The organism is Micromonospora sp. DT229, assembly GCF_049844505.1.
Taxonomy (GTDB): Bacteria; Actinomycetota; Actinomycetes; order Mycobacteriales; family Micromonosporaceae; genus Micromonospora.
This window is the reverse complement of the sequence record NZ_JBNCLD010000002.1, coordinates 212339-230879: the sequence shown is the minus strand read 5'-3', so window position 1 is coordinate 230879 and position 18541 is coordinate 212339. Positions and strand designations below refer to the sequence as shown.

Annotated in this window: 20 protein-coding genes; 15 read left to right on the top strand and 5 right to left on the bottom strand. The window is 71.5% G+C overall.

From position 1 onward, the window contains the following. Positions 1-11: 11 nt before the first annotated feature. The 7 genes from ACLQ2T_RS03845 (at position 12) to ACLQ2T_RS03815 (ending at position 6219) form a co-directional block, all read left to right on the top strand. Entirely contained in the window at positions 12-1397 is a 1386-nt protein-coding gene (locus ACLQ2T_RS03845) for an efflux RND transporter periplasmic adaptor subunit (RefSeq protein ID WP_425764577.1), read from the top strand. Next, entirely contained in the window at positions 1394-2122 is a 729-nt protein-coding gene (locus ACLQ2T_RS03840) for an ABC transporter ATP-binding protein (protein WP_425764576.1), read from the top strand. The genes ACLQ2T_RS03845 and ACLQ2T_RS03840 overlap by 4 nt, the downstream gene beginning before the upstream one ends. Continuing rightward, positions 2119-3303, top strand: coding sequence for an ABC transporter permease (locus ACLQ2T_RS03835; RefSeq protein WP_425764575.1), 1185 nt, complete (start codon positions 2119-2121; stop codon positions 3301-3303). Before ACLQ2T_RS03840 ends, ACLQ2T_RS03835 begins: the two co-directional genes overlap by 4 nt. Positions 3304-3531: 228 nt before the next feature. Further along, the gene (locus tag ACLQ2T_RS03830) at positions 3532-3741 is read left to right on the top strand and encodes a helix-turn-helix domain-containing protein (protein WP_013736082.1); all 210 of its coding nucleotides are present in this window, start codon (positions 3532-3534) and stop codon (positions 3739-3741) included. 220 nt (positions 3742-3961) lie between these two features. Continuing rightward, entirely contained in the window at positions 3962-4063 is a 102-nt protein-coding gene (locus tag ACLQ2T_RS03825; protein WP_007465623.1) for a 30S ribosomal protein bS22, read from the top strand. Between the two features lie 117 nt (positions 4064-4180). After that, positions 4181-5254 (top strand): NAD-dependent epimerase/dehydratase family protein, encoded by a 1074-nt coding sequence (locus tag ACLQ2T_RS03820; protein ID WP_425764574.1) that lies wholly within the window; start codon positions 4181-4183, stop codon positions 5252-5254. Next, complete coding sequence (locus ACLQ2T_RS03815) at positions 5251-6219, top strand: lysophospholipid acyltransferase family protein (RefSeq protein WP_425764573.1); 969 nt, start codon at positions 5251-5253, stop codon at positions 6217-6219. The genes ACLQ2T_RS03820 and ACLQ2T_RS03815 overlap by 4 nt, the downstream gene beginning before the upstream one ends. Before the next feature lie 25 nt (positions 6220-6244). On the opposite strand, the gene ACLQ2T_RS03810 is transcribed toward ACLQ2T_RS03815, so the two are convergent. From ACLQ2T_RS03810 to ACLQ2T_RS03795, 4 genes are all read right to left on the bottom strand, one after another. Then, positions 6245-7144, bottom strand: a complete 900-nt coding sequence (locus ACLQ2T_RS03810; RefSeq protein WP_425764572.1) for an HAD family hydrolase — start codon at positions 7142-7144, stop codon at positions 6245-6247. Between the two features lie 106 nt (positions 7145-7250). After that, a complete protein-coding gene (locus tag ACLQ2T_RS03805; RefSeq protein WP_425764571.1) occupies positions 7251-8093 on the bottom strand; it encodes a DUF5667 domain-containing protein in 843 nt (280 codons plus the stop codon). Positions 8094-8362: 269 nt separating this feature from the next. Next, positions 8363-9313: an ECF subfamily RNA polymerase sigma factor, BldN family gene (locus tag ACLQ2T_RS03800; protein ID WP_425764570.1), complete on the bottom strand. Its 951-nt coding sequence runs from the start codon at positions 9311-9313 to the stop codon at positions 8363-8365. After that, a complete protein-coding gene (locus ACLQ2T_RS03795) occupies positions 9310-9456 on the bottom strand; it encodes a hypothetical protein (protein WP_425764569.1) in 147 nt (48 codons plus the stop codon). Before ACLQ2T_RS03795 ends, ACLQ2T_RS03800 begins: the two co-directional genes overlap by 4 nt. Before the next feature lie 481 nt (positions 9457-9937). Between ACLQ2T_RS03795 and ACLQ2T_RS03790 the strand changes: the two genes are divergently transcribed. From ACLQ2T_RS03790 to ACLQ2T_RS03755, 8 genes are all read left to right on the top strand, one after another. Then, entirely contained in the window at positions 9938-10189 is a 252-nt protein-coding gene (locus tag ACLQ2T_RS03790; protein WP_425764568.1) for a glutaredoxin family protein, read from the top strand. Between the two features lie 41 nt (positions 10190-10230). Then, positions 10231-10893, top strand: a complete 663-nt coding sequence (locus ACLQ2T_RS03785; protein WP_425764567.1) for an HAD family hydrolase — start codon at positions 10231-10233, stop codon at positions 10891-10893. Between the two features lie 328 nt (positions 10894-11221). Further along, complete coding sequence (locus tag ACLQ2T_RS03780) at positions 11222-11992, top strand: redox-sensing transcriptional repressor Rex (protein ID WP_425764566.1); 771 nt, start codon at positions 11222-11224, stop codon at positions 11990-11992. Continuing rightward, entirely contained in the window at positions 11989-13317 is a 1329-nt protein-coding gene (locus ACLQ2T_RS03775; protein WP_425764565.1) for a glutamyl-tRNA reductase, read from the top strand. Before ACLQ2T_RS03780 ends, ACLQ2T_RS03775 begins: the two co-directional genes overlap by 4 nt. After that, positions 13314-14324, top strand: coding sequence for a hydroxymethylbilane synthase (hemC, locus tag ACLQ2T_RS03770; protein ID WP_425764564.1), 1011 nt, complete (start codon positions 13314-13316; stop codon positions 14322-14324). Before ACLQ2T_RS03775 ends, hemC begins: the two co-directional genes overlap by 4 nt. Continuing rightward, on the top strand, positions 14321-15901 hold the full coding sequence (locus ACLQ2T_RS03765; protein ID WP_425764563.1) for a uroporphyrinogen-III synthase: 1581 nt from the start codon (positions 14321-14323) through the stop codon (positions 15899-15901). Before hemC ends, ACLQ2T_RS03765 begins: the two co-directional genes overlap by 4 nt. A gap of 17 nt (positions 15902-15918) precedes the next feature. After that, positions 15919-16902, top strand: coding sequence for a porphobilinogen synthase (gene hemB / locus ACLQ2T_RS03760; RefSeq protein ID WP_425764562.1), 984 nt, complete (start codon positions 15919-15921; stop codon positions 16900-16902). Positions 16903-17129: 227 nt separating this feature from the next. Further along, entirely contained in the window at positions 17130-17450 is a 321-nt protein-coding gene (locus tag ACLQ2T_RS03755; RefSeq protein WP_425764561.1) for a hypothetical protein, read from the top strand. Between the two features lie 7 nt (positions 17451-17457). Here the strand turns inward: ACLQ2T_RS03755 and ACLQ2T_RS03750 are convergent, their stop codons facing one another. After that, positions 17458-18474 carry a GNAT family N-acetyltransferase gene (locus tag ACLQ2T_RS03750; RefSeq protein WP_425764859.1) on the bottom strand — a complete coding sequence of 339 codons (1017 nt, stop codon included), beginning with the start codon at positions 18472-18474 and terminating at the stop codon, positions 17458-17460. Between the last annotated feature and the right edge of the window lie 67 nt (positions 18475-18541).

The following is an 18541-nucleotide window of genomic DNA, read 5'->3' as shown; positions in this document are numbered from 1 at the left end:
AGCATGGGCCGGTGCGCCGCCACGACTCGCCGCGGCTGCTCGCAGCCACGCGGCCCCGCCTGTTCACCGCCCTGCTAGCCGTCACCGTCCTGACCCTCACCAGCGCCGCCTCCTGCGGCGACGACGAGCCACCGATCGCGCTGGCCTCGGCCGTGCGGGCGCCGGTGGCGGAGGAGATCGACGCCCCGGCCACGGTCGTCGCCCGGGCGGCGGCCACCCTGACCGCTCCCGCCGACGGCACCCTGCGCAGCCTCCGCGTCGAGCCGGGGCAGCGGGTCAGGCGCGGCCAGGTGCTCGCCGTGATCGACTCACCCTCGGCCCGGGAGCGCCTGCGGCAGGCCCGGAAGGCGCTCGACGCCGCCAAGCGGGCCGGTGGGGGTGGCGGCGGCAACCTGGTCGGATCGCTGCGGGGCACCGACCGGGCCGCCGCGCAGGCACACGCCGCCGCCCGCGCCGCCGCCGGCAAGATCAGCGACCCGAAGCTGCGCAAGGCACTGCTCGCGCAGGTCGAGTCCGCGCAGCGGCAGTACGACGCCGCCGCGCGCGCCGCCGACCAGGCGGTACGCGAGGTGCAGCGCGGGGTACGCAGTCTCAACTCCGCCGTCGGGGCCCTGGCCACCGCCCAACGCCTACAGGCCCAGCAGGCGTACGACCTGGCCAAGGCGACGGTCGACGCGTTGACCCTGCGGGCACCGATCGCCGGGGTGGTCCAGCCGGGCGGGGTCAGCTCCGGGGATGCCTCGACGAGCGCCCTGGCGGGGTTGCTCGGCGGCGGGGGTGCCCTGCCGCCCGGCCTCGATCCGGGTGCGCTCGGTGCCCCCGCGGCCGGCCCGCCCGCCGGGGTGGACACGGCCGTCCCGGTGGGCGGTCGGGTAACCGCCGGAACCCCGGTGTTGACCGTGGTGGACACCGGGGAGCTGGGTCTGCTGGCCGAGGTGGACGAGACCGACGTGCTGCTGGTCCAGGCCGGTCTCACCGGCACGGTCGAGTTGGACGCCGTCCCCGGCGCCAGCTACCCGACCACGGTCCGCTCGATCGACGTACTGCCCAGCACCTCGGCCCGGGGCGGGGTCAGTTACCGGGTCCGGCTCTCCCTGGGGGCGGGTCAGTTCGGTGAGGCGGAACCGGCACCGACCCCGCGCCCCGGGATGAACGCGGTGCTGCGGTTGCAGGTCCGTCAGGCCAGCGACGCGGTGACCGTGCCCGCCTCCGCGATCTTCTCCGCCGACGGACGGGACACCGTCTGGGTGGTACGCGAGGGCCGGGTGGGACGGGCCTCGGTCACGGTCGGCGTGCAGGGTCAGGATCTGGTGCAGATCGTCGACGGGGTGCAGCCCGGTGACCGGGTGGTGGTGCGCGGCACCGATCAGGTGCGCGACGGCCAGGAGGTCGGGTGAACCCCGCCATCGAGGCGGTCGAGGTGTCCCGGACGTACCAGCTCGACGGGGTGTCCGTACCGGCCCTGCGGGGGGTGACCCTGACCGTGGCGGCCGGTGACTACGTGGCGCTGATCGGGCCCTCCGGGTCCGGGAAGTCCACCCTGATGCATCTGCTCGGGGGCCTGGACCGACCGACCGGGGGACGGCTGGTGATCGGTGGGCGGGAGGTGGGGACCCTGTCCCCGCCCGAGTTGGCCCGACTGCGTAACGAGACCATCGGCTTCGTCTTCCAGGCGTTCCACCTGTTGCCGCGTACCACCGCGGTGGACAACGTGGCCCTGCCGCTGGTGTACCGGGGGGTTGGGGCCCGCCAGCGACGGGCGCGGGCCGCGGCCATGCTGGAACGGGTCGGCCTGGGGCACCGCCTGGACCATCGGCCCAACCAGCTTTCCGGCGGCGAGCAGCAGCGGGTGGCGATCGCCCGTGCCCTGGTCACCGACCCGACCGTGCTGCTCGCCGATGAGCCGACCGGCAACCTGGACAGCACCACCGGGGCCGCCGTACTGGAGCTGCTGGAGCGGCTCAACGCCGAGTCGGGGGTGGCGTTGGTGATGGTCACCCACGACTCGGAGGTGGCCGCCCGGGCCCGCCGCCGGATCACCATGCGCGACGGCGTCGTCGTCGCCGACAGCGCGGTGGCCGGCACTCCCGGTGGGGTCGACTCGGGCGGGGCCGCCTCGTGAGGCTGGCCGAGGCGTGGCGGGTGGCGGCGGACGCGCTGCGGGCCAACCGGATGCGCAGCCTGCTGACCATGCTCGGGGTGATCATCGGGGTCGCCTCCGTGGTGCTGCTGGTGGCGATCGGCACCGGCACCAAACAGACCGTCGAACAGCAGGTCGAGGGGCTGGGCTCCAACCTGCTGCTGGTCGTACCGGGGCGGCTGGACGTGGGCTCGGCCCCGGCGGTCTCCCCGCTGACCCTGCAGGACGCGGAGGCCGTCGGCCGAGTGGTCGGCGACCCTTCCCGGGTGGCCGTGACGGTGGCCTCCGGGGCCACCGTCCGGGCCGGTGGTCGGCAGGATTTCACCACCGTGCAGGGGGTGCTGGAGACCACCCCGACGGTCTTCGCCCGGGAGTTGGCCCGAGGCCGCTACCTGACCCGGTCCGACGTGGACACCGGCCGCCGGGTCGCGGTCCTCGGTGACTCCGTCGCCCGGATCCTCTTCCCCGACCGGGAGGCCGTCGGGCAGCAGGTGAACCTGGCCGGGGTGCGGTTCCGGGTGATCGGGGTGTTCACCCCGCTCGGGCAGAGCCTCGGCGTCGACCGGGACGACGAGGTGCACATTCCGGTGACCGCCGCCCAGCGGCTGTACGGCACCCAGCGGGTGGACGCGATCGCGGTGCGGGCACCGGACCGGGACCGGATCGAGGAACTCGGCCAGCGGATCGTGACCGAGTTGAACGGTCGGCACCCGGGTACGGAGTTCAGTGCCGTCACCCAGGAACAGATCCTCGGTGTCCTCGGCGACATCCTGGGCATCCTGACCGGGGTGCTGGCCGCCATCGCCGGCATCTCGCTGCTGGTCGGCGGGGTGGGGGTCTCCAACATCATGCTCGTCTCGGTACGCGAACGGACCCGGGAGATCGGCCTGCGCAAGGCGGTCGGCGCCCGCCCTCGGGACATCGGGGTGCAGTTCCTGCTGGAGGCGGTGCTGCTCACCTCGATCGGCGGGCTGACCGGGATGGCCCTGGGGGTGGGGGGAGCCCTGCTGGTGGCTGCGGTCTCGCCCATCCCGGCGGCGGTGACCTGGTGGTCGTTGGCGCTGGCCTTCGGCGTCTCGGCGGCGGTGGGGATCATCTTCGGGGTGGTACCCGCCCAACGGGCCGGCCGCCTGGACCCGGTGGTCGCCCTGCGGGCCGAGTGAACCCCGCCATCCCGATGGCCGAAGATGATCACTGTCGGCAATTTGTGCGCACGCCACCCGACCAGGGGTTTTCCGCCGGCCTTCCGGTTCCAGATCGTGATCAGTTGCAGGAAGGGATCGCGCCGGTCACAGCCGTCCCGCTACCGTACTGGTAACACGCGCGTCGCCGGCCGCGCGGGAGGACCCGTGGGGCGGCACGCGCAGGGCATGGGATTGGTCGGGTGAGCCATGGCCGGGTCACCGTCCGACGGTCGGCTGTCGGATGTCAAGTTCCTGACCGTCGCCGAGGTGGCGACCGTCATGCGAGTGTCGAAGATGACGGTCTACCGTCTCGTGCACAGCGGCGAGTTGGCCGCTGTGCGAGTCGGCAGGTCGTTCCGGGTGCCGGAGCACGCCGTACACGAGTACCTCCGTGGCGCCTTCCAGGAGACCGCCTGACCCGGGTGTCAGGCCGTCCGGGTAGGGCCCCGTAACCGGCATCGACCGGGGGTGCGTTGGTCCGGATGACGTGGTCCCGCTACGCTGGACAGCGATCGTGACCGTTGGTGCGCCCGCCGCCCACCCCGCCGGTCCGGTCCATTGTCCGTAAGCGGTCGCCGACGTCACCGGTTCGTGGCGTCTTCCGGTCGCGCCGCATGTTGCATCGAAAGGCTTTCGTATGGGCTCGGTGGTCAAGAAGCGCCGCAAGCGCATGGCTAAGAAGAAGCACCGCAAGCTGCTGCGCAAGACCCGCGTCCAGCGTCGCCGTCTCGGCAAGTGACGGATGCCGGGCGCTGACCCGGCCTTCGCCGCTTGCCAACTGTCGACCCTCGGAGGCTCAGGTGATCAGGCCGTGGCTGTCCCGGCTCGGTCTCAGCCGCCGGGGTAGGTGCGAGACATGACCCCCGGTGGCTCGTCGAGCCTTCCGGGGGTCGTCGTCGTGACCGGGGTCAGCCGATACCTCGGTGCCCATGTCGCCGCCCGACTGGCTGCCGACCCGCGCATCGAGCGGGTCATCGGCATCGACCTGCCCGACCCGAGTCCGGAGGTCGCCGGCCTGCTGGAGCAGGTGGAGCGGATCCGGCTGGACACCGGTTCGGTCAGTGGCCTCCTCGCCGACCTGGATGTCGACACGGTGGTGCATCTGGCCCTGGTCAGCGCCCCGGATCAGCAGCAGGGCGGCCGGTCGGCGATGAAGGAACAGAACGTCATCGGCACCATGCAGCTCCTCGCCGCCTGCCAGCGGGCACCCCGGCTGCGCAAGCTCGTGGTCCGGTCCTCGACCGCGGCGTACGGGGCCTCCTTCCGGGACCCGGCGGTCTTCACCGAGGAGACCGAGCCCCGTGAGGTGCCGCGCGGCGGTTTCGGTCGGGACATCCTCGACATCGAGGGCTACGTGCGTGGCTTCCGGCGCCGACGGCCCGATGTCACCGCCACGGTGCTGCGGTTCGCCCCGTTCATCGGATCGACGGCCGACACCACCCTGACCCGCTACTTCTCGCTGCCGGTGGTGCCCACGATCCTCGGCCGGGACGCCCGGTTGCAGTTCCTGCACTTCGACGACGCCCTTGAGGTGATTCACCGCTCGGTGACCGAGGAGCACCCGGGCACGTACAACGTCGCCGGTCCGGGGGTGCTCGCGATGTCCCAGGCGATCCGCCGGGCCGGCCGGGTGGCCGTGCCGATCCTGGAACCGGGCCTGTCCGGAGCTGCGGCCCTGGCCCGGACCATGGGGCTCGGTCGCTACGGCCTGGACCAGGTGGACCTGCTCGTGCATGGCCGGGTGGTGGACATCACCCGCCTGGAGCGGGAGTACGGCTTCACCCCCCGGTCCACCGCAGCCGCATTCGACGACTTCATCCGGGCCCACCACGGGCGGTCGGTGGTGACGCGCGAGCAACTGGCCGCCGCCGAGAAACTCGTGCTGGAGCAGATCCGGCGGGTCCGCGCGGCCGTGCGGGAGCAGCAGTGAGCGAGCCGGAGATGCGCAGCGACGACGAAACACGCCTGGAGAATCCGCCCTCGGCGGTCGACCCTCCTCGGCACAACGGGCACCACCCGGCGCCCCGGCAGTCGGCGGTGCCGGAAAGCCCCGGGGACCTCTGGGACAAGCGGATCGCGGGCGGACTGGCCTTCCTGCGTCGGCGGCTGGCCGGCGACTACGAGGTCGACGAGTTCGGCTTCGACCCGGAGCTGACCGAGGCGGTCTTCCATCCGCTGCTGCGTCGGCTCTACCGGGACTGGTTCCGTACCGAGGTCACCGGGTTGGAGCACATCTCCGCCGAGGGGGCGGGGCTGGTGGTCGGCAACCACTCCGGCACGGTGGCGCTGGACGCCCTGATCCTCTCCACCGCCCTGCACCACGAGCACCCGGCCCACCGCTACCTGCGGCTGCTCGGTGCCGACCTGGTCTTCCGGATGCCGGTGGTCTCCGAGATCGCCCGCAAGACCGGGGGCACCATGGCCTGCAACCCGGACGCCGAACGGCTGTTGCGCGGCGGCGAACTGGTCGGGGTCTTCCCGGAGGGCTTCAAGGGCATCGGCAAGCTGTACGCGGAGCGTTACAAGCTGCAACGCTTCGGCCGAGGGGGTTTCGTCTCGGCGGCCCTGCGTACCGGCACCCCGATCATCCCGGTGGCGATCGTCGGTGGCGAGGAGATCTACCCGATGCTCGCCGACCTCAAGCCCCTGGCCCGGCTGCTCAAGCTGCCCTACTTCCCGGTGACCCCGACCTTCCCCTGGCTGGGGCCGCTGGGCATGGTGCCGCTGCCGAGCAAGTGGCTGATCGAGTTCTGCCCGCCGATCCCCACCGCACATCTGGTCGATTCCGCGGACGACCCCCTCGTCGTGTTCAACCTCGCCGACCAGGTTCGCGAGACCATCCAGCAGACCCTGCACGAACTCCTCGAACGACGCCCGGACCCCTTCGGTCCCTAGGGCCTGCCTGGGGCGACCCGGCGGGTCAGCGTACGGGGCGCCGTTCCCCGGAGGGGCGGTCACCGCGGCGACGGCGCTGCAACGCCATGCCGGCCGTGACCGCTCCCGCCACCAGCCCGGCAGCGGCCGTGGAGGGCACAGCGATCTTGATGGCCCGGCGGCCGGTGCGGAAGTCCCGTACCTCCCAGCCGCGCTGGCGTGCCTGGCGTAGCAGGGCGGTATCCGGATTGACCGCGACCGCCCGGCCCACCGCCGACAGCATCGGCAGGTCGTTGGCCGAGTCGCTGTAGGCGCTGCAACGGCTGAGGTCCAGCCCCTCCACCGCAGCCAGGGCGGTGACCGCCTCGGCCTTGACCGGCCCGTGCATGAGGTCACCGACCAACCGGCCGGTGTACGCCCCGTCGACCACCTCGGCGACGGTACCGATCGCGCCGGTCAGGTTGAGTCGGGCGGCGATCACCCGGCCGATCTCCACCGGCGCTGCGCTGACCAGCCAGACCCGCTCACCGGCGTCCAGGTGGCCCTGCGCCAGCCGCCTGGTCCCGGTCCAGATCCGGGGGGCCATCAGCTCGTCGAAGATCTCCTCCGCCAGGCGTTCGATGTCCTCGACCCGCCAGCCCTCGATGAAGGCCAGGGCGGCCTCCTTGGCCTGCGACATGTCCCCGGCGTGCTCGCGGGCCAGGAGCCGGAAGCGGAGTTGTTGCCAGGCGAACCGGGCCAGATCGGCCGTGGTGAAGTAGTTGCGGGCGGCCAGACCGCGAGCGAACCAGTAGATCGAGGCACCCTGCATCATCGTGTTGTCCACGTCGAAGAAGGCCGCCGCGCGTGGATTCGGCGCGACCGGGGGAGCCGGCTCGGTCTCGGCCCAACCTGTGGTGTGCCCGTGCACATCCGTGCTGACGGTCACCTTCCGGTTGCGCGCCACCGACGCCCCCTCACCTCGTCCGGATCTCTGCTGCCCCTCCGCGAGGGTAACCGTCGGCCGCGGTGCCGACCGGGGAGTTGTCCGGCCGGGAGGTGTCACACGCTGTTCAGTCGCAGGTGCCGGGCAGTGGGCCCAGGCTGTCGCTACCGGTGCCGACCGGTTGGCCGCAGGCGATCGTGGTACGCAGGGCCTCGGCGCGTTCGGTCACCGAGGCCAACAGCAGCAGGGACTGGGCGGTCCGCTCCCGGTGGGCACGGGAGCCGTTGTCCAGCAGGGCGTTGAGCGCCCGTCGCTGCCGGACGAGGAAGGTGTCCACCGCGTCGAGCGCCGCCGGATCGGAGCGCTGCGCCGCGGTCTCGGTCAGCAGGCGTACGCCCTGCCGGGTGTCGGCGTCCATGTCATCGAGCACCGCGCGGTAGCCGGACCGGCTGCCGCCCAGGGCCGAGGCTTCGGCCAGTCGGGTGCGGGCGAAGTCGAGGAAGAGTTGCCCACGACTGATCTCGGAGTTGGCCAGCGCGAGCTGGGCCCGCTCGGTGCTGCGCTTCATGCCGTACAGCGCGTCGCCGGGTACGGCGTTCTCGCTGGCGGCCGAGATGCCGGAGACCGCGATGGCACCGGCCGCGATGCCGACCAGGATGGCACCCCGGGCGCGAGCCCGACGCGCGCTGACGGCCGGCAGCAAGGCCCGGTTGGTGCTGACCTTCTCGGCCGGGGCGCTGATGCCCTCGCGCTCCGCGGTGGCCACCAACATGGCCCGCAGGCCGGTCCGGAACTCCGGATCCACCTCGGGCTTCAGCGGGTCGGCACGCAACTGCCGACCCAGCCCCACCAAGGGCGTCAGCTGGTCGTCTAGCCGGGAGCGGACATGATGGCGTCGGCCACCGTTCGCTTCGTCGAGAAGCTGCGCGAAGCGCTCGGCGCGCCGTCGGGAGAAGAGGGTGTCGTCCACCGCGGCACCTCCTCTCGCTGGGCGCGGCCGGTCGGCCGCGATCGCCACCAGCGACCGGTGAGCGCGTGACATCACGGCGGACTTGCCGGCGTCGTTGCCCGTCGTCCGTAGCCCGAGGCCAGGCTGTCACCGGTCGCACCCGGAGAAACGCGCCGTGCCGGGATGGGGTTACGGGCCGGCCGGAGTCGGAAATCACCCAAAGTGATGGCGGTGAGTGCCAGGTCGGGACCGGCGTCGGCCGGATGACCGGCCGGTCTGCGCCGGGCCGGTCACGCCTGGAAACCGTCCGGCAGCAGCCGGGCCAGCGCGCGGACCGCACGGTACTGGAGGGCCTTGATCGCCCCCTCGTTCTTGCCCATCGCCCGGGCCGTCTCGGCCACCGAGAACCCCTGGAGGAAGCGCAGCACGATGCACTCCTGCTGCTCCGGGTTCAGCCGTTTGACGGCGGTCAGCAGGGCGACATTGGTGATGTGCTCCACCACGGCCGCCTCCGGGCTGCCCTCCGGGCCACGATCCTCCCGGTCGGCGTCGAGCACGTCCCCGGTGGTCACCTCCAACCGGTACCGACCCGACTTGAAGTGGTCGGCGACCAGGTTGCGGGCGATGGTGACCAGCCAGGCACCGAGGTCACGGCCCTGCCAGGTGAAGCTGCCGATGCGTTTGAGGGCCCGCAGGAAGGTGTCCGAGGTCAGGTCCTCGGCGAGTTGCCGGTTGCCGACCCGGAAGTAGACGAAGCGGAAGACGGTGTCGACATAGCGGTCGTAGATCAACCCGAAGGCCTCGGCCTCACCGGCCTGGGCCCGTTCCACCAGGGCCCACACCTCGATGGCCGGATCGGAGGGATCCGGACGGCTCGGGTATCCGGTGGAGGTGCCCACCGAGGCGGTTACCGCGGGGATCACCGCCGTCTCGGCTGTCGGCAGGTCGGCGACCGGGGCGTCACCGCCGCTGCGTCGGGCCTGGGCCGGCATGGTCGGTCGACTCGGGGTGGCTACCCCGCCGCCGGCCGGCATCGCGTTGGCCCCGGGCACCGCTGGTCGGTGTGGTGGCTCGTTCGGGTGTGGTCGGTTGCCGTACCGACGCGTGGTGCTCTCACCTCGGCTGGCCAGGTTGCCCGTCGTGCTCTGCGGGGCGTGGGCGGCCTCGCGTTCGTTCACCGGGACCCGCGTCGCCGGACCGGTGAGGCCCGTCGGACGGTGCGCGAAACCGAAGGTGGTCATCGGGCCACCTCCATTCCATCGCTGACGAGGACGTCGGCGGTGGCCGGTTGACCGGCCGGATCACCGCCGGACAGGTCGACTCCGGGGCGTGCCGACTTGCGGCAGTACCCCTTGAGGTGCAGGTCCAAAGCGCTGACGGGCACGGGGGCCTCCTCGGGCTGAGGGGTGTCGACTCACGGCAAATGGGGTGAGCCGACCCGAGTGATGATAGGGCCAACGTCACCCGCGCGTGGCAAGTCCGTTACACAGGGCCAAAGTATTTCCCTACGTGTCGCACCACTGCCGGACCGGTTGTCCGTCGAGTGTGGTTGACAATCGCCGGTCCACCTGATCTGAAGCAGTTGTGCAGGTCAGGTCGATGATGGAGGGTGCCGCCAGGCGCTACCGCAGGGGTTGGGTAGGGCCGGTCAGTCTCCCTCGTCCGGGTGAACTCGACGCCGCTGCGCCGTACCCTCGGTGACGTTCGCAGGTTCCGTCAACGGGACTGTCGCGCTTGCGGCAGCCGGGTCGATGAGTGCACCCGGGGACCGATCGCCGACCGCGCGCGTAACCTGGCGAGGTTGAAGTGCCCGACCGAGGTCGGACCGAGCAGCCGACATCACCCCGGCACGACGGAGGAGAGCGATGCCTGAGCCCCGCCTGATCCTGATCACCCGCCCTGGCTGTCACCTGTGCGAGGACGCCAAAGCAGCGCTGGACCGGGTGGTCGCGGTCACCGGCGACCAGTGGACCGAGCGGGACGTCAGCGGTGACATCGAGCTGGAGCGTGAGTACGGCGACCGGCTGCCGGTGGTGCTGCTCGACGGCAAGGAGCACGGTTACTGGCGGGTCGAGGAGGAACGGCTGCTGCGCGACCTGACCACGCCGCAGCTCTAGCGGGGGCCCGACGAGGTGAGGGGCGCCGATAGAGTGCCGCGATGACCCCTTCGCACCCCCACCTGGTCTGGGACTGGAACGGGACCCTGCTGGACGATCTGAGTCTCGTGGTGGCCTGCACCAATACCGTCTTCACCCGCGAGGGTGGGCCGACGGTGACGGCGGAGGAGCACCGGGTCCGGTTTCGTCGACCGATCGCCGACTACTACGCCGAGGTGCTCGGTAGGGCGGTGGACGACGAGGCCTTCGGCCGACTGGACCGGATCTTCCATGAGGCGTACCGGCGGGGTCTGACCAGCTGTGCCCTCGCCCACGACGCGGTGGACGCGATGGCGGCCTGGCCGGGCAGCCAGTCCCTGCTGTCCATGTGGTTTCACGACGAACTGGTGCCGACGGTGCAGACCTACGGCCTGACCAGCCGATTCGCCCGGGTAGACGGACTGCGGGCCACGGTCGGCGGCGACCGTAAGGCCGAGTCGCTGGTGCGGCACCTGGCCGAACTCGGCGTCGACGGCCGCTCGGTGGTGCTGGTCGGCGACTCGCTCGACGACGCCGATGCGGCTCTCGCCGTCGGGGGCCGTGCCGTGCTCTATTCCGGTGGCTTCACGGACCGCGCTCGCCTGATCGCTTCCGGTCATCCGGTGGCCGAGACCCTGACCGAGGCGGTGACTCTCGCCACCAGCCTGGCCGCCCCGGCGCGCTGATCATGAATTCGTACGGCGACAACATCATGATCAACGAATTGGGTGGGGGCCGGTGGAGCGCGGGTAATTGGTCAGAGAAGTCGGGATTGAGGGATAATCGCGCCGATGTTCCGCGGGAAGCGGGAGCAAGCGTCGATCTTGTCGGGCGGAGGGGCTGGTGGGGACGGGGGAGGAAAGAGCAAGATCGCGATTTGTGCACGTCTTCACAGGCGCCTACTCTGTAATTCCGACGCGCCCCTGCTAGCACAGCCGGCAACTCCGGTCGCCAGCGGGAGTCCCAAACGGCCGGCCCGTGGAGTTGGTCAAGGATCGCACCGCACGGAGTCTCATGAGTCAGCACCGTCACCCTGGCGCGCCCGGCCGCGCCGGTGCCGTACCGGCGCTTCCGGATCTTCCCGAGGCGACGGTGGCACGGCTCCCCGAGTACCTTCGTGCCCTGCACAACCTGACTGAAACCGGTAATGAGACGGTTTCCAGTGAAGGGCTCGCCAACGCCGCCGGGGTCAACTCCGCCAAGCTCCGCAAGGACCTGTCCCACCTGGGCTCGTACGGCACCCGTGGGGTCGGCTACGACGTGGCCCTGCTGATCGAGCAGATCGAGTACGTGCTCGGGCTCACTCAACGTCGGGCGGTCGCCCTGGTCGGGGTGGGTAATCTCGGTCACGCCCTGGCCGGCTACGACGGCTTCGCCAGTCGTGGTTTCCGGATCGCCGCCCTGTTCGACGCCGATCCGGCCCGGGTCGGCGAGGAGATCCACGGGATGATCGTCCGGCACATCGAGGAACTGCCCCGGGTGGCGGCCGAGGAGTCGATAGCGATCGGCGTCATCGCCACCCCCGCGTCGGCCGCCCAGCGGGTCGCCGACCAACTCGTCGCCGTCGGCGTGACGAGCATCCTGAACTTCGCACCCTGCGTACTCTCGGTGCCGGACGGGGTCGACGTACGCAAGGTCGACCTCGCCATCGAGTTGCAGATTCTGTCGTTCCACGAGCACCGCAAGGCGTCCTTGACCGGTCTGCCCCGCACGGGGGGATCCGCCCTGACCGCCCTGCCCGGTGGTCTCGCGGTCACTGAGGGCCAGGAGGCGATCGGAACGTGAAGCTTCTCGTCGTGGGTGCCTCCTACCGCACCGCACCGGTCGACACCCTGGAGCGGCTCGCGGTCGCCCCGGGGGATCTCACCCGCATCCTGGGCCGCCTGGTCGCCCAGCCGTACGTCAGCGAGGCCGTGCTGGTCTCCACCTGCAACCGGGTGGAGGTCTACGCGGCGGTGTCCGGTTTCCACGGTGGCCTCGGTGACATCTGCGCCGTTCTGGCCGAACAGGCCGACTGCCAGCCGTCCGCGCTGGCCACCCACCTCTACGTGCACTTCGACTCCGCCGCGGTCGACCACGTCTTCCGGGTCGCCGCCGGGTTGGACTCGATGGTGATCGGCGAGGCGCAGATCCTCGGTCAGCTCCGGGACGCCTATCACGGCGCCACCAACGCGGACACCGCCGGTCGGCTGCTGCACGAGCTGATGCAGCAGGCCCTGCGGGTGGGCAAGCGGGCCCACTCCGAGACCGGCATCGACCGGGCCGGGCAGAGCGTGGTCACCGCCGCCTTGGGGCTGGCCGCCGGTCATCTCGGCGACGAACTCGCCGGTCGACCCGCGCTCATCGTCGGCGCGGGGGCGATGGGCTCGCTGGGGGTGGCGACGCTGTCCCGGCTCGCTGCCGGCCCGTTGACCGTGACCAACCGCAGCGCCGAGCGGGCGGTACGGCTGGCCGAGTCGTACGGCGCCACCGCGCGACCGATGGCCGAGCTGGCCGACACGCTTTCCACAGTGGACATCGTAGTGGCCGCCACCGCGGCCACGGAGCCGGTCCTCACCCGGGAGATCGTCGCCGGTGCGGTGGCTGGTCGGGCCCCCGGACGCGGGCCCCTGGTCCTGCTGGACCTGGCCGTACCCCGGGACGTCGGGCCCGGGGTGGCCGAGCTGCCCGGCGTCGAGGTGATCGACATCGACCGGATGGGCGCGCTGCTCGCCGACGGCCCGGTCGCCACGGACGCGGCCGCGGTCGAACGGATCGTGGCCGGTGAGGTCGAATCCTTCCTGACCTGGCTGCGTGGCGCGGACGTGGCACCCACCGTGGCCGCCCTGCGTGGCCGGGCCGAGGACGTGATCAGCGCCGAACTGCGCCGCCTGGCCCAGCGCCGTTCCGACCTCACCGACGACCAACGCGCCGAGGTGGCCCGCACGGTGCACCGGGTGGTGCAGCGGCTGTTGCACCAGCCGACCGTACGGGTCCGCCAGCTCGCCGCCGAGCCCGGCGGTGACCAGTACGCCGCCCTGCTGCGCGAACTGTTCGACCTGGAAGTACCACAGACCTCCCCGGTGGACACGGTCCCCGACATCACCCCAACCAACGGAGGTGAACGATGAGCCGGCGGCAACCCAGTGACCCGCTGCGTCTCGGCACCCGGGGCAGCAAGCTGGCGATGGCCCAGTCCGGGCACGTCGCCGAGGCCCTGACCGCCCGCACCGGACGCCCGGTGGAACTGGTCGAGGTGATCACCGCTGGTGACCGGTCCACCGCGCCGGTGCACCGCCTCGGGGTCGGGGTGTTCGTCTCCGCGCTGCGCGACGCGCTGGTCGCCGGAGAGATCGACTTCGCGGTCCACTCGTACAAGGACCTGCCGACCGCGATGCCGGCCGACCTGCACATCGCGGCGGTGCCCCCGCGCGAGGACCCGCGTGACGCGCTCGTCGCCCGCGACGGGAAGACGCTGGCCGAACTCGCCTCCGGGGCGCAGGTCGGCACCGGGGCGCTGCGCCGGATCGCCCAGTTGCACGCCCTGGGCATGCAACTGTCGGTCATCCCCATTCGCGGCAACATCGACACCCGGCTGGCTCGGGTGCTCGGCCCGGAGACCGACCTGGACGCGGTCGTCCTGGCTCGGGCAGGGCTGGCCCGAATCGGCCGGCTCGACGTCATCAGCGAGACCCTCGACCCGATGCTGATGCTGCCGGCTCCCGCCCAGGGTGCGCTGGCGGTGGAGTGCCGTGTCGACGACCCGGAGATGCTCGAACTGCTAGGTACGCTTGACCACGCACCGTCACGCGCCGCTGTCACTGCGGAGCGGGCGATGCTGGCCACCCTGGAGGCCGGGTGCTCCGCCCCGGTCGCCGCCTACGCCGTCGTCGCCGAAGGTGAGCCCACCGGCTCCGGTGACGACGGTGATGTTGTCCAGGAGATCTACCTGCGCGGGGCGGTGATCAGCCCGGACGGCGTCCGCGACATCCGGCTGTCCCGCACCGGAACGCTCGCCGAAGCTACGGAGATCGGTAAGGCACTCGCCACCGAACTCCTCGACCTCGGCGCCGACTCGATCCTCGGCCCGCAAGGACACAACGGCCCGGGGAACCAGCAATTTGGGAGCACAGAATGACCCGCACCCGTAAGCCCGTAGGCCGTATCGCGTTCGTCGGGGCTGGACCCGGCGACCCGGGCCTGCTGACCCGCCGGGCGCACGACGCCCTGGTCGACGCCGATCAGGTGGTGTACGACCGGGGAGTCCCCGAGTCGTTGCTCGACGTGGTCCGGGCCGAGGCCAAGGCCGAGACCGAGTTCACCCCGGCCGAAGGGGTGCCGGGTGACGTGGCGAAGGTGCTCATCTCGGCCGCCCGCGCCGGGCAGAACGCGGTGCATCTCGTGGCCGGCGACCCCTTCGGCCACGACTCGGTGGTCAAGGAGGTGCAGGCGGTGGCGCGTACCGCCGCCCACTTCGAGGTGGTGCCCGGGGTCAGCCAGGCCGAGGGGGTGTCCACCTACGCCGGGGTGCCCCTGCCCGGCGTACGCACCACCGCCGACGTGGAGGACGTCAGCACCCTGGACTTCGACGCGCTGGCCTCGGCGGTGCAGCGTGGCTCGCTGGCGCTCGCCGTGGACGCCGGTGACCTGGCCGCGATCCGGGACGGGCTGCTGGCCGCCGGGGTGGACGGCACCACCGCGGTCGGAGTCACCGGTGACGGCACCGGGGAGACCCAGTACACCACCACCTCGACGGTCGACTCGTTCGTCGCGGCGGCACTCGGCTTCACCGGCCGGGTGGTGTTGACCGTGGGCGACGGGGTCACCCAGCGGGACAAGCTCAGCTGGTGGGAGAATCGCCCGCTGTACGGCTGGAAGGTGCTGGTTCCCCGGACCAAGGAGCAGGCCGGGGTGATGAGTGCCCGGCTGCGCGCCTACGGTGCCATCCCGTGCGAGGTGCCGACCATCGCGGTGGAGCCGCCGCGTACCCCGGCCCAGATGGAGCGGGCGGTCAAGGGCCTGGTCGACGGCCGGTACGCCTGGGTGATCTTCACTTCGGTCAACGCGGTACGCGCGGTCTGGGAGAAGTTCGCCGAGCACGGCCTCGACGCCCGGCACTTCGGCGGCGTGAAGATCGCCTGCATCGGTGAGGCTACCGCCGAGGCGGTCCGCGCCTTCGGCATCCAGCCGGAACTGATCCCCACCGGGGAGCAGTCCTCCGAGGGGCTGCTGGCCGAGTTCTCGCCGCACGACGAGGTGCTCGACCCGGTCGGCCGGGTGCTGCTGCCCCGCGCCGACATCGCCACCGAGACCCTCGCCGCCGGGCTCACCGAGCGCGGCTGGGAGGTCGACGACGTGACCGCCTACCGTACGGTCCGGGCCGCCCCGCCGCCCGCCGAGATCCGGGACGCCATCAAATCCGGTGGGTTCGACGCCGTTCTCTTCACGTCAAGCTCGACAGTGCGCAATCTTGTCGGTATCGCCGGCAAGCCGCACGCGCGTACCGTTGTCGCAGTGATCGGGCCCAAGACCGCGGAGACCGCCACGGAGTTCGGCCTGCGGGTCGACGTCCAGCCGCCGCACGCCTCCGTACCCGACCTGGTGGAGGCGCTCGCCGGCTACGCCGTCGAACTGCGGGAGAAGCTCGCCGCGATGCCGGCGAAGCAGCGCCGTGGCTCGAAGGTCCAGGGGCCGACCGCGCTGAGGTTCCGGTAGCCGCTAGGAGACCCACCATGCCGTACCCCGAGCACCGGCCCCGCCGGCTGCGTCGTAACGCAGCCGTGCGGCGGCTGGTCGCCGAGACCCGTCCCGCCCCGGCCGAGCTGGTCGTACCGATGTTCGTCAAGGAGGGGCTGACCGAGCCCCGCCCGATCGGCTCGCTGCCGGGTGTGCTTCAGCACACCCGGGACTCCCTGCGCAAGGCCGCGGCGGAGGCGGTGCAGGCCGGGGTCGGCGGGATCATGCTCTTCGGGGTGCCGGCGGCGCGTGACGAGTGCGGGGCCGGCGGCATCGACCCCAACGGCATCCTCAACGTGGCCATCCGGGACGTGGTCTCCGAGGTCGGCGACGCGACCGTGGTGATGAGCGACCTGTGCCTGGACGAGTTCACCTCGCACGGGCACTGTGGGGTGCTCACCCCCGACGGCTCGGTGGACAACGACGCCACCCTCGCCGCGTACGCCGAGATGGCGGTCGCCCAGGCCGCCGCCGGGGTGTCGGTGGTCGGGCCCTCCGGGATGATGGACGGCCAGGTGGGCGCGGTACGCCGGGCGCTGGACGCGGCCGGGTACACCGACGTGGCGGTCCTGGCCTACGCGGCCAAGTACGCCTCCGCGTTCTACGGCCCGTTCCGGGAGGCGGTCGAGTCGTCGCTGGACGGGGACCGGCGCACCTACCAGCAGGATCCGGCCAACCTGCGCGAGTCGCTGCGTGAGGTCGAGCTGGACGTGGCCGAGGGCGCCGACATGGTGATGGTCAAGCCGGCCCTGCCCTACCTCGACGTGGTCTCGGCGGTCCGGGCCGCGGTGCAGGTGCCGGTCGCCGCCTACCAGGTCTCCGGGGAGTACGCGATGGTCGAGGCGGCCGCCGCGAACGGCTGGATCGACCGCGAGCAGGTGATGCTGGAGACCCTGACCTCGATCCGGCGCGCGGGCGCGCAGATCATCCTCACCTACTGGGCCGTCGAGGCCGCCGAACTGCTCCGCCAGCGCTACTGACCCCCCGTCGAGCCGCCGGTCCCCGCCGTCCGCCCGCCTGTCCGGCCCCGCCGACCTCACCTACTCCGGCCCCTTTGCTCTGCTTCACTCCACGCACCAGATCCGGGCCTGAACCTGTGCGTGGGTTGAAGCAGAGCAAAGGGGCCGACTGAGAGGTGGCCGGAGGGCTAGTTATCCCCGTCGACCGTCGCGCGGGTCGAGGCCGGGACCCTGACGCCCAGCCTGGGGTGCTGGAACGGCTACTCGGCTCAGCCGGGCTCTACCTGGTGGCCGTCGACCAGGAGGGGCGGGTCGTGCTCCCGATGGAGGTGTGGGACGACACGCGCGACGGCGCGGACCGTCGTTACCCGGCGCACCTGAACACCATTCTCGATCCGGAGCCGGGTGAGTGGTGGGCGGACATCTACGGGCTGGCCCGGCCGCCGGAGACCTTTCATCGCTGCCGATTCGATCGGGAGGCCCGGCGACGGCGCAGCCAGTGGGAGGTACGGGTGGCGAAGTACCGCAACGTGCCACCGCCACCGAACCCGGCAGCCTGGGACTACTGACCCGGGCTCAGCGGGTGGGGTCCAGGCGGTGCACCAGTTCGGCGACGTCCACGCTGTACTCACACCACTCGCGGTCCGGCCGGTAGCCCAGCTCGGCGTTGACCTTGAGCATCGCCTCGTTGGCCTGGGCGTTCCAGGTCTGGACCTCCTCCAGTTGCGGCTCGGCCGAGCGCAACTCCAGCAGCATCCGAGCCTTGATCGCCCGGTCGATGCCGTAGCCCTGGTGATCCTGCACCACGATGGTGTCGTACTGGTCGGCGCGGGTGGGGTGCTGGGCCGGCACCACCACCTCGGTCAACCCGGCCACCTCCCCGGTCTGCTCGTGCAGAGCGAGCACGATGTACGGCTTCATGCCGCGTCGGTGCAGGCAGTCCAGGCTGTCGCGCAGTCGCTGGGGGTCGTACGAACTCGGCCGCAGCTCGCCGTCCTCGACGTCCCGGATCTCGGCCTTGGCCCGCGCGTACGCCTCGATCAGTTCGTCCGGTGGCCCGCCCGGGTGGAACTGGACGTGGTAGCCCGTCCCGAGGCCGGTGGACATCTGCGCCAACTCGGCCCAGTCGACCTCGTTCAGGTCGAGCACGCTGCGGGTCTCGACGTACTCCCGGGCGAAGCCCAAGGACTCGTAGAAGGCGATCGCCGGGGTGCCGCCGACGACCTCCACCCCGATCGACTCGAAGCCCTCCTGGTAGACCCGACGGGCGGCGCGTAGCACCAGGTCCCGGCCGATCCCGCGGCGCCGCACGGAGGGGTGCACCAGCACTTCGAGCACGCCGATGCTGCCGAGCAGCAGTACGTGCACATGCCCCAGGATCGGCCCGGGGGTGCCGTCTGCGGCCGGCTCGGCCTGAGCCACCCAGGAAATTCGCCGCTCGCCCGGCATCACTTCGGCGAGATACTCCCGTAGACAGGTCTCACGCCATGGCGGATCCTGCGGGAGATCGGTCGCCAAGATCGCGTTGAGCGTCTCCAGCAGCGATGCGATCTCAGCGGACGACGCGTTCCTGGGGTCCCACTCGCGCACCATCACCCGTCTAGCTTGCCGTCAAGTGCAGCCTGGGGGAAGTGTCCAGTTCTCCAATGTGTGGAAACGA